This is a genomic window from Aeromonas sp. 600527, assembly GCF_049175415.1.
GTDB classification, from domain to species: Bacteria; Pseudomonadota; Gammaproteobacteria; order Enterobacterales; family Aeromonadaceae; genus Aeromonas; species Aeromonas veronii_A.
The window spans coordinates 87,442-101,165 of the sequence record NZ_JAAKVA010000014.1; the positions used below are offsets into that span (position 1 = coordinate 87,442).

Sequence of the window (13,724 nt, forward strand, 5' to 3'; positions counted from 1 at the left end):
AATATTCCTACGTCATACAGATATGGATAGATTATCGACTTTATAAACAAAAACTTAACTCTCTCACAGCAAATCCAGCGAGAGTTGATTAACTTCACCCTCTTTTGGCAAACCCACCACCAAGCCCAGCAGGCGAACCGAACGCCCTTGCGCCCGCTGTAGCCCCTCTTTGAGCAAGGGAACGAACAAGGCTGGCTGATAGCCACCCTGACTGCGATAGACGGTGGTCTGGTGGAAGTCGGCAAACTTGAGCTTAATCCCCTGCCCCATCACCTGCTCGGCAGGGCACGCCAGCTGAAATCGCCGCTCCAGCTCCGGCAGCAGTTGCTGCAATACCGTCAGGCAGGCGGCTTCGTCACAAACATCGCTCGCCAAAGTGGTCTCCACCCCGATGGTTTTGCGGATCCGGTGCGCCTGCACCGGCTGTTCATCCAGCCCCCAGATCCGGGTCGTCAGCATCTCCCCCAGCTTGCCAAAACGACTGCACAGCTCTTGTGCCGACAAGGCCCGCGCATCCTCACAGGTGTAAAGCCCCTGCGCCTCCAGCCGCTCGGCGGTCTTGCGCCCCACCCCGGGCAGTTTGCCGAGGGGCAACTGGCAGACAAATTCGGCCACTTCATCGGGACGAATGACAAACAGACCATCGGGTTTGCGCTGCTCCGAGGCGAGCTTGGCGAGAAACTTGTTGGGGGCCACTCCGGCCGAGGCGGTCAATCCCAGTTCGGTGACGATGGCTTGCCGGATCTCTTGCGCCATCAGGGTGGCGCTACCGCCACAACAGCGACTGTGGGTCACGTCGAGGTAAGCCTCGTCCAGCGACAGTGGTTCAACCTGATCGGTATAGCGCAGGAAAATGGCCCTGAGCTGACGGGAGATATCCTTGTACACCGCCATTCGCCCAGGGATCAGTACCAGCGGCGGGCAGAGTTTTTTCGCCAGCGCGCTCGGCATGGCGGAGCGCACACCGAACCTGCGCGCCACATAGTTGCAGGTCGAGATGACGCCGCGCCGCTCGGAGGACCCACCGATGGCGAGCGGCACCTCCCGCAACGCCGGATTGTCCCGCATCTCCACCGCGGCAAAAAAGCAGTCCATGTCGATATGGATGATCTTGCGCATACCACTGTATAAATAAACAGACATGGCATCATCTTACCCCAAGGATAACCACAGCTCTATCTCTCTCGTTGCGGCTAAAATAGTAGACTCCAAGGAGACCCTTACCACCACAATGACAAGGAGCGTTCGGATGAAATATCTTTGGCTGGGACTCTGTTTGCTGCCGTTGACCGGTATCGGCAAGAACAACCCGACGGCAGAGTGCCGCTGGCTGTACGACCGGATTGAGATACTGGAACAGGCCATCAAGAAAGGGGACACACTCGGCACAGAGCAAGAGTTGGCACGCTGGAAAACTGAGTACAACAAAAAACAGTGCTCACAGTACGACTACTGAGCCGGACAAGATGGCGTGACCGACAACGGCAGATAACAAGCGGGCCCCGATCAAGATGACCGGGGCCCATTTTTCAAAGCATGACCAGCTTGATTCTGCAGCAGAGTGCGCTCAAGGCAGCACCATAGGGCCAGCCACGGCGGTAGCCACGTCATCCCCGCGCAGCACCCGAACCAGTTCAAGGGCAAACTCAATGGCACTGCCCGGCCCCTGACTGGTGATAAGGCGATGAGCCTCATCCCTGACGACCCGCTCACGTGACAGCTGCGATGTCGGTAGTCGGGACTGAAAGCCGGGATGACAGGTGACGATGGCATCACCCAGCAGAGCGTGATGTTGCAACACCACCACAGGGGCGGCGCAGATGGCAGCGCGCCAGCGACCAAGAGCGGCCTGCTCTTTGAGCAGATCGATGGCCAGCGGGGTATCGCGGATCACTTCGCTGCCGGGCAGCCCACCGGGTACCACGATGGCTTCAAAGTCCCGACGGGTTAGCTCGTCGATATGACAATCGGCCACCAGCTGCACCCCGCGCGATGCCTTCACCTGCCGGGATCCGGCTGGGCAACAAGAGGCCAGCACCACCTCGATGCTGGCGCGCACCAGGGTATCGACAATCGCGACCGTCTCTATCTCTTCCGACCCGGGGGCCACCAGCACCAGTACACTCACGTTCGCCTCCTTGCAGCTTGCTCTGCCATGTAAAAGATCAGACGGCCTGACTCTTCTCTTTAATCGCCTGATAGAGACCCTGATTGACCGGTACGGCAATACCATGCCGGGCAGCCTTGGCCAGCAGGAAGCCGGTGATGGCCTCAATCTCGGTCTCGCGTCCCAGCTCCATATCCTGATGCATAGAGGAGTAATTGTCAGCGGTCAGTTCCACCACTGTCATCACCCGGCGTTGCAACTCCTCTGCCGTGGTCGCAACTCCTTCGGCACACATCACATCCGCCACTTCCACGCAGATCTGCTGCAGGGCATCGGCAAAACGGGGGCCAGCCAGCTCACCATTTTTCAGCTTGTAGAGAGCCGTCAGGGGATTGATGGCACAGTTGATGGCCAGCTTTTGCCACTGGCGCGTCAATACCTGCTCATCCCAGCCAGCCTGCCCCAATGCAAGCGCCAGCTCGTCCGCGAGCGCAGCATGGGCCTTGGCGGCGTCGTTGATCGGGCCAAGCCAGGTTTCACCCTTGCCAGTATGACGGAAGACAAAATGGCCACACTGCATGGCGCCATGACTGGTGACACCGGCAATCACCGGATTGTGCGGGAACATCTCGACCACCTGCTCGGCAATGCCCATCCCGTTGTGCAGCAGCACGATCGGCACGCCGGCATCCAGCTTACCCACCAGCGGCGTCAGTGCGGCAATCACCTGACTGGCCTTGGTCATCACCAGCAGACGCTGGATCTTGCCGGGTTTGCTGACAAATCCGCGCTCGATATTGAGCAGCTGAACATGCCCCTCCAGCGAGGTGAAATCGATCCCCGGATGGAGCGTGGACTTATGATGTTCGCGCAACAAGACACGGGTTGATTGACCACTCTGGGTCAGCAGGGAGGCAAAAACGCCGCCGAGGGCGCCACAACCCAACAGTGACCACTTCGGAGCAACGGGTGGAATAACGGGCTGTCGGGAATTTTTTAATCCGCTTGGCATGGTGTGACTCTGTCAGGGTAAGGGTTGCAATCCTCTCAACCTGTTACCGGGGATAAGTGAAGATGTAGCTGGTGGACACTAACGGGTCCACCCGTCCTGTGCGCAGGGGATTCTAGCAGAGCAACCCCATCAAAATCAGCAAATTTGCCCGTTTTCTGGTAGATTTGCCCCCCGATAACGCAACATGAGGAGCTCCGGCTATGCCGTCATTCGATATTGTCTCTGAAGTCAAAATGAACGAGGTGTTGAACGCTGTCGACAATGCCAATCGTGAACTGGCCACCCGTTTCGATTTTCGTGGGGTAGAAGCCAGCTTCGAGTTGAACAAGGAAGAGGTAAAACTGGAAGCCGATGCCGATTTCCAGCTCAAGCAGATGGTCGAAATCCTGCGCGGCGCCCTGCTCAAGCGCAACATCGAAAACAGCTCCATGGAAGTGGGTGACTCGGTTCACTCCGGCAAGCGTTTCCACCTGACCGTCAAATTCAAGCAGGGGATCGAGAAAGAGATCGCCAAGAAGCTGGTCAAGCTGATCAAGGACTCCAAAATCAAGGTACAGGTCGCCATCCAGGGTGATGAAGTACGTGTCACCGGCAAGAAGCGTGACGATCTGCAAGAGACCATGGCACTGGTCCGTGGCGCCGAACTGGGTCAACCGATGCAGTTCCAGAACTTCCGCGACTGATTTATCCACTCAGCCGTGGCGCACTTGATGACTCGCGCCACGCTATCTAAATCGCGGCCATAAAAAAACCGGAGCAGATGCTCCGGTTTTTTGTTCCCCAAGTTTTATTAGAACTTGTAGGTAACAGAGAAGTAGTGGCTGAAGCCGGTGCTCTTCCACGGGGTACCGTCGTAGGCTTTGGAGCCATCTTTGGTACCGTAGGCATCCATGAAATACTTCAGGCCATAACCAACCGCGTAGCGATCGGAGTGCCAGTAGATACCGTGGAAGGTAGCCAGGTTATCGCTGGTACGGTCAGCACGGTCATGGGTATCCAGGCCGAATTGATAATCCAGATAACCCTGGTAGGAGACAAAGCTGCCGTTGCCGAAGGTATAGAAAGGCTTGAACCAGTTCATGGAGAACTGATAACCGTTCCACTCACCTTCTTCTTCGGTGAAGAACTGGTTCTCGGTGGCGTGACGTGCATACAGGTTCATGCCAACCTTGCCAAACCAGGGAACCATCACATCGGCACCCAGACCAAGCTGGTTTTCCATCTGCTTGTCACCAACGTTGTTCAGGTTGGCAATGTAAAGCTCTTGCACAGGACCAAAGGAGAGATCTTTACCTGTCAGCGCATCCAGAGACATACGCGGTGCAAACTTCATGAACAGGTTCTGACCATGGTGTTTATTGCTGTGACGGGAGTCGAAAATATCGAATACGTCGACGTAACCGTACAGGTCAAACAGGCCGGAGCGACCACCGAACTCCATTTCAAAATAGGTATCGTTGTAGTCCTCTTCACCGGTAGTGAAAGGACGCTGGTCGATAGTGTGCATTACGTTGAACTGCATCCACTTGTAGTCATTCTTGTGGATGTCACCGCTGTAGTCAGCAGCAAAGGCCGGAGTAGCGGCGGCAGCCAGCAGACCGGCAGCGATCAGAGTCTTGGTAAATTTGGCCATTTTATTGGTCTCTTGTGCGTTAGTTGAGGTTTTCCGTAGCCTGCCCACAAGGAGCGAGAGGAATTCTAATCAAATAAAATTGGGGGTGAAACAACTTCTCGGGAACTTTATCCGGAAGTGTGAATCTAATCACCCCCGATTCTACGCAAACGCTTGCTATTTGTCAGCATCTGAGAACAACTCACTCCCCTTGCGGGCGACCAGCACAATCAACAACAACACAGGCAAGCCCAACAGACTGGTGCCGACGAAGAAAGCACTGTAGCCAATCAGCTCCACCACCTGTCCCGAAAAACCGGCTAGCAACTTGGGCAGCAACAACATCACCGAGCTGAACAGTGCGTACTGAGTCGCCGAAAATGCCACATTGGTCAGGCTGGACAAATAGGTGACAAACGCCGCAGTGGCGATGCCGGCGCTGAGGTTATCCAGCGAAATAATCAGGGTCAGCAGCTCGAGATTATGGCCAACCTGATTGAGCAGAGCGAACAGCAGATTGGTGCTGGCGGTGAGCAGCGCCCCCAGAAACAGGATCCGCAGCGTGCCAAACCGCATCACCAGCACGCCCCCCAGTGCCGCCCCCACTAGCGTCATGATAACGCCAAACACCTTGGTGATAGTGGCGACTTCGGTCTTGCTGAACTGCATATCCACATAGAAGCTGTTGGACATCACCCCCATCACCACATCCGCAATCCGATAACAGGCGATAAGCAACAGGATCAGCAGCGCCGAGCGACCATAGCGGCGAAAGAAGTCGGCAAACGGACTCCAGACCGCCTCATAACCCCATGCTCCGGCACTTGCCAAGGGAGCGGGCCACCCCTTTTCCAGCAGCAGCGCCTTGCGCTCAGCCTGTTGCCTGCCCTGACCGGCCAGATCGATATCCGGTTCATGGCAGAACAGGGTGGTAATCATCCCAAGCGACATCAGACCGGCCATCACCAGATAAGTGATCTGCCAGCCACGATAGTCATAGCCGCTGTTGCTGCCAAACCAGGCTGCCAGCGCCAATGCGCCGGCACCGGCGATGATCATCGCCAACCGGTAGCCAGTCATGTAGGAGGCCGCCATCGCAGCCTGCAGTCGCTCGGGCGCGGATTCGATGCGATAGGCGTCGATCACGATATCCTGAGTCGCCGAGGCAAAGGCCACCAGCAGGGCGAACAAGGCCAAATGAGTCAACCCGCTCTTGGGATCACAAAACGCCATCCCTACCAACGCAGCCGCGATCAATAGCTGGGAGAAGAACATCCAGCTACGACGACGCCCCAACAGGGTAGAGAGCAGTGGCAATGGCATACGATCCACCAGCGGCGACCACAACCATTTAAAGCCGTAGGCCAGCGCCACCCAGCTCATGTAACCGATATCGGTCAGGCTGACATCTGCCTCGCGTAACCAGAATGAGAGGGTGCCAAATACAAGCAACAGCGGCAGACCCGATGAAAAGCCCATGGCAAAGAGAATGAGTACTCGAGCTTCGAGATAAACGGCTAGCGATTCCCGCCAACTCGGTGTGCGGATCATATTCAACTACCTGACGACTTTGGAAAAGTGCGTCATTTTGGCAGGTTGATGACAGATAGCCAAGGCAGGTAAGGAGATAGGCGCAAGAAGCCTGGCCAGAGAAAAGGCCCATCCCGGAGGGGATGAGCCTTGTATTGTGGCCTGACGAGTGCGAAGTGACGCACTCTGTCTGGCGAGAGTTACTTGCCCGCTTTCTTGTCTGTCGGGGTTTCTGCCAGTAATACCACCTTCTTCAGAATGATGGGGCTGGTCGGCACATCGTTGGCACGCAGAATGGGGCTGTAACCGGTCTGAACCTGGGCCAACTTGTCCAGCACTTCCATCCCCTGCACCACCTGGCCGAACACGGTATAACCCGCAGAGCCACCGGCGTTGAGGTTATTGTTGTCGACCAGATTGAAGTAGAACTGGCGAGTGGCACTGTCGACTGCCTGGGTGCGGGCCATGGCGATGGTGCCGCGCTTGTTGGGCAAGCCACCGCGAGACTCGTTGACCACCGGCTCATAAGTTGGCAGTTGCTGGAACTGCTGGTTGTAGCCCCCACCCTGCACCACGAAATCCTGGATCACCCGATGGAAGATGCTGCCGTCATAGCTGCCATCAGCCACGTAGCGCAGGAAGTTTTTCACCGTCTGGGGCGCCTGCTTGGACGCCAGCTCCACCACGATATTGCCGTGGTTGGTCTCCATTCTGACTTTCGGACCCGCGAACGCCAGCGGGGCGATCAACATGGCCAGCAACCAGAGTTTTTTCATCATCAGACCCCTGCGCCGTTCGGTTGACCTTTAAGGTAACCGCGCAGCGCCTCATCGGCCATGATCTGCTGCAGCACGCTACCCAGTTGCAGGTTCAGTGTAGACTCGAGATCGGCCATGCTTGGCTCGCTCGGACTCTCCTTGCTGGAGGACATGTTGAACTGCTTGGTCAGACGGTTACCCTGGAAATCGGCGATCACCTGCAGGCTGACACGGGACTTGGTGACATAGGTAAAGGTCTTCTCTTCCACATTGACCGCGGCACTGGAGATCATCAGCGTCAGGTTGGTGGTACCACTGTTGCCCACTTCCAGACCCTGACTACGCAGTCCTTCCGCCAGCCGTTCGGCCATCAGCAGATTGAGCGGGCGCTCGCTGTTGACCAGCACCGGCGCTTTCTCCTTGTGTTTGATGGAGAAGACATAGGCAGCCTCACGCTTGTCTACCCCTTCCATGGTGATGCGATTGCCAGAGTAATATTGCTGGTTGGCGGGGATCACCTGCGGATTGAGCAGCGCCGTCTCCGGCCAATGAGTGGCACACCCGCCCAGCATCAGGGCGGCCAGCAGCAAGAGTGACTTTTTCATCATGGTTTCCTTTGGCTTTAGCGTTTGATGGCTTTCAAAATAACGAATTTGCTGTTCGACGCAACGACTTGTGCGTTGGCAAACAAGCGCTTGAGTTTGTTGTGATAGTCCAGATGACGGTTGCCTACTATCCAGAGTTCCCCTCCGCGAGGCAACACCCGGTGCGCATCACTGAACATCTGCCAGGCGATATGATCGGTGATCGCCTGCAACTGATGGAAGGGGGGATTGCAGAGGATCCGATCCGCCGAACCGACCGCCACCCCGTCGAGACAGTTGTTGACCATAAAGCGGGCTCGCGGCAGAGCATCAGGCAGATTGTGCTCGACGTTGAGCTGTGCCGAGGCAACCGCCATATAGGATTCATCGATAAAGGTCACCTCCACCTCGCTGTCTTTGGCGAGCAGCGACAGACCCAGCACCCCATTGCCACAGCCCAGATCGATCACCTTGCGGGCACTGTGGATGGGCAGATTGTCCAGCATAAAGCGGGCACCAATATCGAGACTGGTGCGCGAGAAGACATTGGCATGGTTGTGGATGAGCATGCCACTCCCCTCCAGCGGCCACACGGTCGGGAAGGGGTTGGCCAGCTCGGGTTGCCCGGCCTGCGGCTCGCAGTGAATGAGGCGCGCCTTCTTCCAGGCCAGCGAGGTACGGGTAGGCCCCAGATACTTCTCGAACAACTTGAGGGTGGAAGTATGAATATCCTTCGCCTTGCCGGCAGCGATAACGCGGGTTGCCGGTGTCACCACCTCCCGCAGCGCCAGCAGTTGCTGCTCCAGCAGTGCCTGATATTTGGAGACCTTGATCACCACCAGCGCAGGAGCATCGGGCAGCGGCGCCAGCGCATCCTGCAAGCGGATACCACCCGCATCCAGTCCGTTTTCGGCCAGATTGGCCAGGGTCGCCCGCTCACTGATGTAGGAGTCGGTGACGCAGCAGGGGGAGTGCGGATGCAGATAGGCGGCCAGCGCGCCAAAACCGTCATTCATGATGATGACGGGGCCCGCCTGCTCGAGGGGGGACTCCGCCAGAGTGTTGATCAGATATTCGTCAGCTGCATCCCAGGCTTGCAGGGTCTCCTGACTCTGGCGTGGGTAGCGGTAGAGCGTGAGTCGGCAATGGGGAGTGTCGAGAAGGGTTTGCATAAGAAGAATCCAACCTCGGCTTCATTCATGGATACAGGCGCCAGGTGCGACGCAAAGTGGCGCTATTCTAGCGAGGAGCAGGAATTTCACCAGTTCGGAGCGTGCCAATGAACGGATAGGAGGTGATTTTCCTTTTGCGGGGGCTTATTCCACACCCAGACAGCCGATAGAATGGCCCGACATTCACTCTGGAAGCTGATCCTATGACTATCCAACAACTGATTGAAGCCAAGCTGACGGCAGCCCTCTCCCCCACTCTGCTGGAAGTGATCAATGAGAGCCATATGCATCGCGTGGAACCGGGCTCAGAGAGCCACTTCAAGGTGGTGATCGTCAGCGAACAGTTTGCGGGTCAGCGCCTTCTCTCTCGCCATCGTCAGGTCAACGCCATCCTGGCCGATGAGCTGGCCGGCGCTGTCCATGCACTTGCACTGCATACCTACACGGCAAGCGAGTGGCAGGAGAAGGGTAAGGCACCACGCACACCAGCTTGTGTAGGCAACCCCTCGCACTCCTGATCGGCTGGCTGTCACCCATTGCGCTGCCCCACCGCCCTATGGGTGACAAACACACAAAAATTAAACAAAAAGCCGCCAGCCTGCTGATCCTGACAACCATAAATAGGTATTTAATTCAGTTTTCCCTAGAAGCTGAGTCACAGCCTTACACAAACATACCCACATTGGGGTATTAAAATAAAAAAACCTTTAAAACCACAGCTTACAAGGAATTCAGGGGTTATTCATTGCAGGTTAATTTTGTGATGACGCAGGGATTTTGCCTATTTGGCATGGCAGAAAATGGGCCTTAAGTGGTAGACTCAAGCGCTTTTGAGTGACCTCGCATGTTGAATAATTGTTGAGCCTGACCACCCGGCGCAGCCACAACAGCGACTCATTCAACCACCCGTCGTGATGTATTTCTCGGCGCTAACCAACCTCTCTTCCCGTAACGGTAGTGCAATTAAGTATGATTACAATCAAAAGAGGACTGGACATCCCCGTGCTGGGTGCGCCAGAGCAAGTAATCTACGATGGCCCCGCCATCACCCGTGTTGCTACACTGGGCGAGGAGTTCGTGGGGATGCGACCTACTATGTTCGTCAAAGTAGGTGATCGCGTCATCAAAGGTCAGGAGCTCTTCGAAGACAAGAAGAATCCCGGCGTTAAATTCACGGCCCCCGCCACCGGCGTAGTTTCAGAGATCAACCGTGGAGCCAAACGTGTGCTCCAGTCTGTGGTCATCGACCTCGACGGCTCCGATGAGCAGGTGACCTTCGAGCATTTTGCCTCTTCCGAGCTGGCCAAGCTCGAGCGCAGCAAGGTGCAAGAGATCCTGGTTGCATCAGGCCAGTGGATCGCACTGCGCACTCGCCCGTTCAGCAAAGTCCCTGCGGTAGGCTCAGCCCCGCGCGCCATCTTCGTGACCGCGATGGACACCAACCCGCTGGCCGCCAACGCAGAGTTGATCATCAAAGAGCAGTCTCAGGCGTTTCTAGACGGTCTGGCCGTGCTGACTCGTCTGACCGACGGCACCGTCTATGTCTGTAAAGGCGAAGGCAGCCTGCCCCACTCTCCGCTGGCTCAGGTCAAAGAAGAGATCTTCGTCGGTCCGCATCCTGCCGGTCTGCCTGGTACCCATATCCACTTCCTGGATCCGGTCAGCAGCACCAAGGTGCAGTGGCACATCAACTATCAGGATGTGATCGCGTTCGGCAAGCTGTTCACCACCGGCCAGATCTATACCGACAAGGTGATCGCCCTGGCTGGCCCGAACGTGCTCAAACCGCGTCTGCTGCGTACCCGTCTGGGTGCCTGCATCAGCCAGCTCACCAACAATGAGCTGCGTGCCGATGAAAACCGCGTCATCTCCGGTTCCCTGCTGAGCGGCGCCAAGGCTGATGGTGTTCACGACTATCTGGGTCGTTACCACAATCAGGTCTGTGCACTGGGCGAGGGTCGTGAGAAAGAGTTCCTGGGCTGGATCAACCCCAGCGCCAACAAGTTCTCCATCACCCGCACCACCCTCTCTCACCTGATGAAGGGTCGCCTTATCAACTTCACCACCACTACCAACGGTAGTGACCGTTCCATGGTGCCTATCGGCAACTATGAACGGGTGATGCCACTCGACATCCTGCCTACCCTGCTGCTGCGGGATATGGTCTCCGGCGATACCGACGGTGCGCAAGCACTGGGTTGCCTGGAGCTGGATGAGGAAGATTTGGCCCTCTGTACTTTCGTTTGCCCCGGCAAGACCGAGTACGGCCCTATCTTGCGTGAGTGCCTGACCAAGATTGAACTGGAAGGTTAAGCGATGAGTTTCAAGCAACTTCTTGAAAATATGGAACATCACTTCGAACCGGGTGGAAAGTACGCCAAGTACTACGCCCTGTTCGAAGCGGCGTATACCCTGTTCTATACCCCGGGTACCGTTACCCGCAATGCCGCCCACGTCCGTGATGCGCTCGATCTGAAGCGCATGATGATCATGGTGTGGCTGGCCGTGTTCCCGGCCATGTTCTGGGGCATGTACAACGTTGGCAACCAGGCCATCGCCGCCATTGCCCACATGGGCTCGGCAGCCGGTGCCAGCAGCTGGCAATATGCCCTGGCCACCATGCTGGGTGCCTCCCTCGATCCGGCTGTTGCCGGTATCGGCAGCAAGATGCTGATTGGCGCCACCCACTTCTTCCCGATCTACATCACCGTCTTCTTTGTCGGTGGTTTCTGGGAAGTGCTGTTCGCCATGGTGCGCAAGCACGAGATCAACGAAGGCTTCTTCGTGACCTCCATCCTGTTTGCCCTGATCGTGCCGCCCGAGCTGCCCTTGTGGCAAGCTGCTCTGGGCATCACCTTCGGTGTGGTAATGGCCAAGGAAGTGTTCGGTGGTACCGGCAAAAACTTCCTGAACCCTGCGCTGGCTGGTCGTGCGTTCCTGTTCTTCGCCTACCCGGGCCAGATCTCCGGTGACGCAGTCTGGGTTGCCGTTGATGGCTACTCCGGCGCAACCGCGCTGAGCCAGTGGGCTCAGGGCGGCCAGATGGCGCTGATCAACGGTGCCACCGGTCAGGCTATCAGCTGGATGGACGCTTTCCTTGGCAACCTGCCGGGTTCCATTGGTGAAGTCTCTACCCTGATGATCCTGCTGGGCGCAGCCATGATCGTCTACATGCGCATCGCCTCCTGGCGCATCATCGCCGGCGTGATGGTCGGTATGATCGCCACTTCCCTGCTGTTCAACGTCATCGGTTCCGATACCAACCCCATGTTCAACATGCCGTGGCACTGGCATCTGGTACTGGGTGGCTTCGCCTTCGGTATGGCCTTCATGGCGACCGACCCCGTCTCCGCCGCCTTTACCAACAAGGGCAAGTGGTGGTATGGCGCCCTGATCGGCGTGATGGTCGTGCTGGTTCGCGTGGTCAACCCTGCGTTCCCGGAAGGCATGATGCTGGCCATTCTGTTTGCAAACCTGTTTGCTCCCCTGTTTGACCACTTCGTCGCTCAGGCAAACATCAAGCGGAGGATTGCTCGTGGCGTTTAATAAAGACTCAACCTTCGGCACCATCAGCGTGGTCACCGGCCTCTGTCTGGCCTGTTCCATCGTGGTATCCGTTGCTGCCGTTGGCCTGCGTTCTACCCAAGAGGAGAACAAGGCACTGGATAAACAGAGCAATATTCTCTCCGTAGCCGGCGTGGACATCAGCGATGTAGCCAAGCGCGATCTGGCCAAGCTGTATGGCGACAAGATCGAAGCCCGTCTGGTGGATCTCGCCACCGGTAACTTTGTTGACGGCGATGCCGACAACTTCGATACCAAACAGGCGGCCAAAGATCCGGCGCAAAACATCCGTCTGGCTGCTGCCGAGGACAAGGCTGGCCTGCGCCAGATCTCCAAGCTGGTTCCGGTGTTCTTCGCCAAGGATGCCGATGGCAAGATCGACAACATCATCCTGCCCATCTACGGTCAGGGTCTGTGGTCTACCATGTATGCTTTCGTCGCCGTTGCCGCTGATGGCCAGACTATCAAGGGCATCACCTACTATGACCACGGTGAAACCCCGGGTCTGGGCGGTGAAATCGAGAATCCGGCCTGGCGCGAGCTGTTTGTTGGCAAGAAGCTGTTCGATCAGGATGGCATGCCGGCGCTGCGCGTCATCAAGGGTCACGCTCCGGCGGGCTCCGAGCACGAGATCGACGGTCTCTCCGGCGCCACCCTGACCGGTAACGGTGTACAGCATACCTTTGACTTCTGGATGGGTCCAAAGGGCTTCGGTCCTTTCCTGGCCAAGGTTCGTGCAGGAGAAATCAACAATGGCTGACAAGAGCGAAATGAAAAAGTTGCTGTTGACTCCAGTGCTGGGCAACAACCCCATCGCCTTGCAGGTGCTGGGTGTCTGTTCCGCACTGGCGGTTACCAGCCAGATGAAGACAGCGTTTGTAATGACCCTTGCGGTCATGGCGGTCACCGCCTTCTCAAACCTGTTCATCTCCCTGATCCGCAACCAGATCCCGAACAGCGTGCGGATCATTGCCCAGATGGCGATCATCGCCTCGCTGGTTATCGTGGTTGACCAGGTGCTCAAGGCGTATGCCTATGACATCTCCAAGCAGCTGTCGGTCTTCGTCGGCCTCATCATCACCAACTGTATCGTGATGGGCCGCGCCGAAGCCTATGCCATGAAGAGCGCGCCGCTCCCCTCCTTCCTGGACGGTATCGGTAACGGTTTGGGCTATGGCGCCATTCTGCTGAGTGTCGCGACCGTGCGTGAAGTGCTGGGCTCCGGCACCTGGTTCGGCATCGAGCTGCTGCCGCTGGTGAACAACGGTGGCTGGTATGTACCCAACGGCCTGCTGCTGCTGCCGCCGAGTGCATTCTTCATCATTGGTCTGATCATCTGGGGCGTGCGCACCAAGGATCCCAAGCAGGTGGAGGCGAAGGATTAA

At 57.0% G+C, this 13,724-nt stretch carries 15 protein-coding genes; 7 read left to right on the plus strand and 8 right to left on the minus strand.

Annotated features, from left to right (window positions below; genetic code table 11):
- Positions 1-63: 63 nt before the first annotated feature.
- Positions 64-1,119, minus strand: a complete 1,056-nt coding sequence (gene dinB / locus G5154_RS16240) for a DNA polymerase IV (RefSeq protein ID WP_080559470.1) — start codon at positions 1,117-1,119, stop codon at positions 64-66.
- 130 nt (positions 1,120-1,249) lie between these two features.
- Here dinB and G5154_RS16245 point away from each other — a divergent pair, with 130 nt between their 5' ends.
- On the plus strand, positions 1,250-1,456 hold the full coding sequence (locus G5154_RS16245; RefSeq protein WP_076495539.1) for a hypothetical protein: 207 nt from the start codon (positions 1,250-1,252) through the stop codon (positions 1,454-1,456).
- A 111-nt stretch (positions 1,457-1,567) separates the two neighbouring features.
- Here the strand turns inward: G5154_RS16245 and G5154_RS16250 are convergent, their stop codons facing one another.
- Entirely contained in the window at positions 1,568-2,128 is a 561-nt protein-coding gene (locus G5154_RS16250; protein ID WP_120414959.1) for a DJ-1 family glyoxalase III, read from the minus strand.
- Positions 2,129-2,165: 37 nt separating this feature from the next.
- A complete protein-coding gene (locus tag G5154_RS16255; protein ID WP_204382683.1) occupies positions 2,166-3,119 on the minus strand; it encodes a ketopantoate reductase family protein in 954 nt (317 codons plus the stop codon).
- 200 nt (positions 3,120-3,319) lie between these two features.
- On the opposite strand from G5154_RS16255, the gene G5154_RS16260 reads away from it, so the two are divergent.
- Positions 3,320-3,802, plus strand: coding sequence for a YajQ family cyclic di-GMP-binding protein (locus G5154_RS16260; protein WP_005338634.1), 483 nt, complete (start codon positions 3,320-3,322; stop codon positions 3,800-3,802).
- Between the two features lie 107 nt (positions 3,803-3,909).
- Here G5154_RS16260 and G5154_RS16265 read toward each other — a convergent pair whose 3' ends face one another.
- The 5 genes from G5154_RS16265 to G5154_RS16285 all read right to left on the minus strand — a co-directional run bounded on the left by G5154_RS16265 (position 3,910) and on the right by G5154_RS16285 (position 8,775).
- A complete protein-coding gene (locus tag G5154_RS16265) occupies positions 3,910-4,752 on the minus strand; it encodes an outer membrane protein OmpK (RefSeq protein WP_204385165.1) in 843 nt (280 codons plus the stop codon).
- 156 nt (positions 4,753-4,908) lie between these two features.
- Entirely contained in the window at positions 4,909-6,288 is a 1,380-nt protein-coding gene (locus tag G5154_RS16270) for an AmpG family muropeptide MFS transporter (protein ID WP_421251319.1), read from the minus strand.
- A gap of 173 nt (positions 6,289-6,461) precedes the next feature.
- Entirely contained in the window at positions 6,462-7,037 is a 576-nt protein-coding gene (locus G5154_RS16275; RefSeq protein ID WP_337073776.1) for a peptidylprolyl isomerase, read from the minus strand.
- A gap of 2 nt (positions 7,038-7,039) precedes the next feature.
- A complete protein-coding gene (locus G5154_RS16280; RefSeq protein ID WP_421251320.1) occupies positions 7,040-7,624 on the minus strand; it encodes a YajG family lipoprotein in 585 nt (194 codons plus the stop codon).
- A 17-nt stretch (positions 7,625-7,641) separates the two neighbouring features.
- Entirely contained in the window at positions 7,642-8,775 is a 1,134-nt protein-coding gene (locus G5154_RS16285; RefSeq protein WP_216979342.1) for a methyltransferase, read from the minus strand.
- A 203-nt stretch (positions 8,776-8,978) separates the two neighbouring features.
- Here G5154_RS16285 and G5154_RS16290 point away from each other — a divergent pair, with 203 nt between their 5' ends.
- The 5 genes from G5154_RS16290 (at position 8,979) to G5154_RS16310 (ending at position 13,724) form a co-directional block, all read left to right on the plus strand.
- The gene (locus G5154_RS16290) at positions 8,979-9,293 is read left to right on the plus strand and encodes a BolA family protein (protein WP_227341207.1); all 315 of its coding nucleotides are present in this window, start codon (positions 8,979-8,981) and stop codon (positions 9,291-9,293) included.
- A 451-nt stretch (positions 9,294-9,744) separates the two neighbouring features.
- On the plus strand, positions 9,745-11,088 hold the full coding sequence (locus G5154_RS16295; protein WP_005343681.1) for a Na(+)-translocating NADH-quinone reductase subunit A: 1,344 nt from the start codon (positions 9,745-9,747) through the stop codon (positions 11,086-11,088).
- A gap of 3 nt (positions 11,089-11,091) precedes the next feature.
- Positions 11,092-12,321, plus strand: coding sequence for an NADH:ubiquinone reductase (Na(+)-transporting) subunit B (locus G5154_RS16300; RefSeq protein WP_005343679.1), 1,230 nt, complete (start codon positions 11,092-11,094; stop codon positions 12,319-12,321).
- Positions 12,311-13,099 (plus strand): Na(+)-translocating NADH-quinone reductase subunit C, encoded by a 789-nt coding sequence (locus tag G5154_RS16305; RefSeq protein WP_005343676.1) that lies wholly within the window; start codon positions 12,311-12,313, stop codon positions 13,097-13,099. The genes G5154_RS16300 and G5154_RS16305 overlap by 11 nt, the downstream gene beginning before the upstream one ends.
- Complete coding sequence (locus G5154_RS16310) at positions 13,092-13,724, plus strand: NADH:ubiquinone reductase (Na(+)-transporting) subunit D (protein WP_005343673.1); 633 nt, start codon at positions 13,092-13,094, stop codon at positions 13,722-13,724. Before G5154_RS16305 ends, G5154_RS16310 begins: the two co-directional genes overlap by 8 nt.

Bases quoted from the DNA above. Each gene is read 5' to 3' on its own strand.
- dinB (WP_080559470.1), bottom strand. From the start codon at position 1,119: ATGCGCAAGATCATCCATATCGACATGGACTGCTTTTTTGCCGCGGTG.
- G5154_RS16245 (WP_076495539.1), top strand. From the start codon at position 1,250: ATGAAATATCTTTGGCTGGGACTCTGTTTGCTGCCGTTGACCGGTATC.
- G5154_RS16290 (WP_227341207.1), top strand. From the start codon at position 8,979: ATGACTATCCAACAACTGATTGAAGCCAAGCTGACGGCAGCCCTCTCC.
- G5154_RS16310 (WP_005343673.1), top strand. From the start codon at position 13,092: ATGGCTGACAAGAGCGAAATGAAAAAGTTGCTGTTGACTCCAGTGCTG.
- G5154_RS16280 (WP_421251320.1), bottom strand. From the start codon at position 7,624: ATGAAAAAGTCACTCTTGCTGCTGGCCGCCCTGATGCTGGGCGGGTGT.
- G5154_RS16300 (WP_005343679.1), top strand. From the start codon at position 11,092: ATGAGTTTCAAGCAACTTCTTGAAAATATGGAACATCACTTCGAACCG.
- G5154_RS16295 (WP_005343681.1), top strand. From the start codon at position 9,745: ATGATTACAATCAAAAGAGGACTGGACATCCCCGTGCTGGGTGCGCCA.
- G5154_RS16275 (WP_337073776.1), bottom strand. From the start codon at position 7,037: ATGAAAAAACTCTGGTTGCTGGCCATGTTGATCGCCCCGCTGGCGTTC.
- G5154_RS16255 (WP_204382683.1), bottom strand. From the start codon at position 3,119: ATGCCAAGCGGATTAAAAAATTCCCGACAGCCCGTTATTCCACCCGTT.
- G5154_RS16260 (WP_005338634.1), top strand. From the start codon at position 3,320: ATGCCGTCATTCGATATTGTCTCTGAAGTCAAAATGAACGAGGTGTTG.
- G5154_RS16285 (WP_216979342.1), bottom strand. From the start codon at position 8,775: ATGCAAACCCTTCTCGACACTCCCCATTGCCGACTCACGCTCTACCGC.
- G5154_RS16265 (WP_204385165.1), bottom strand. From the start codon at position 4,752: ATGGCCAAATTTACCAAGACTCTGATCGCTGCCGGTCTGCTGGCTGCC.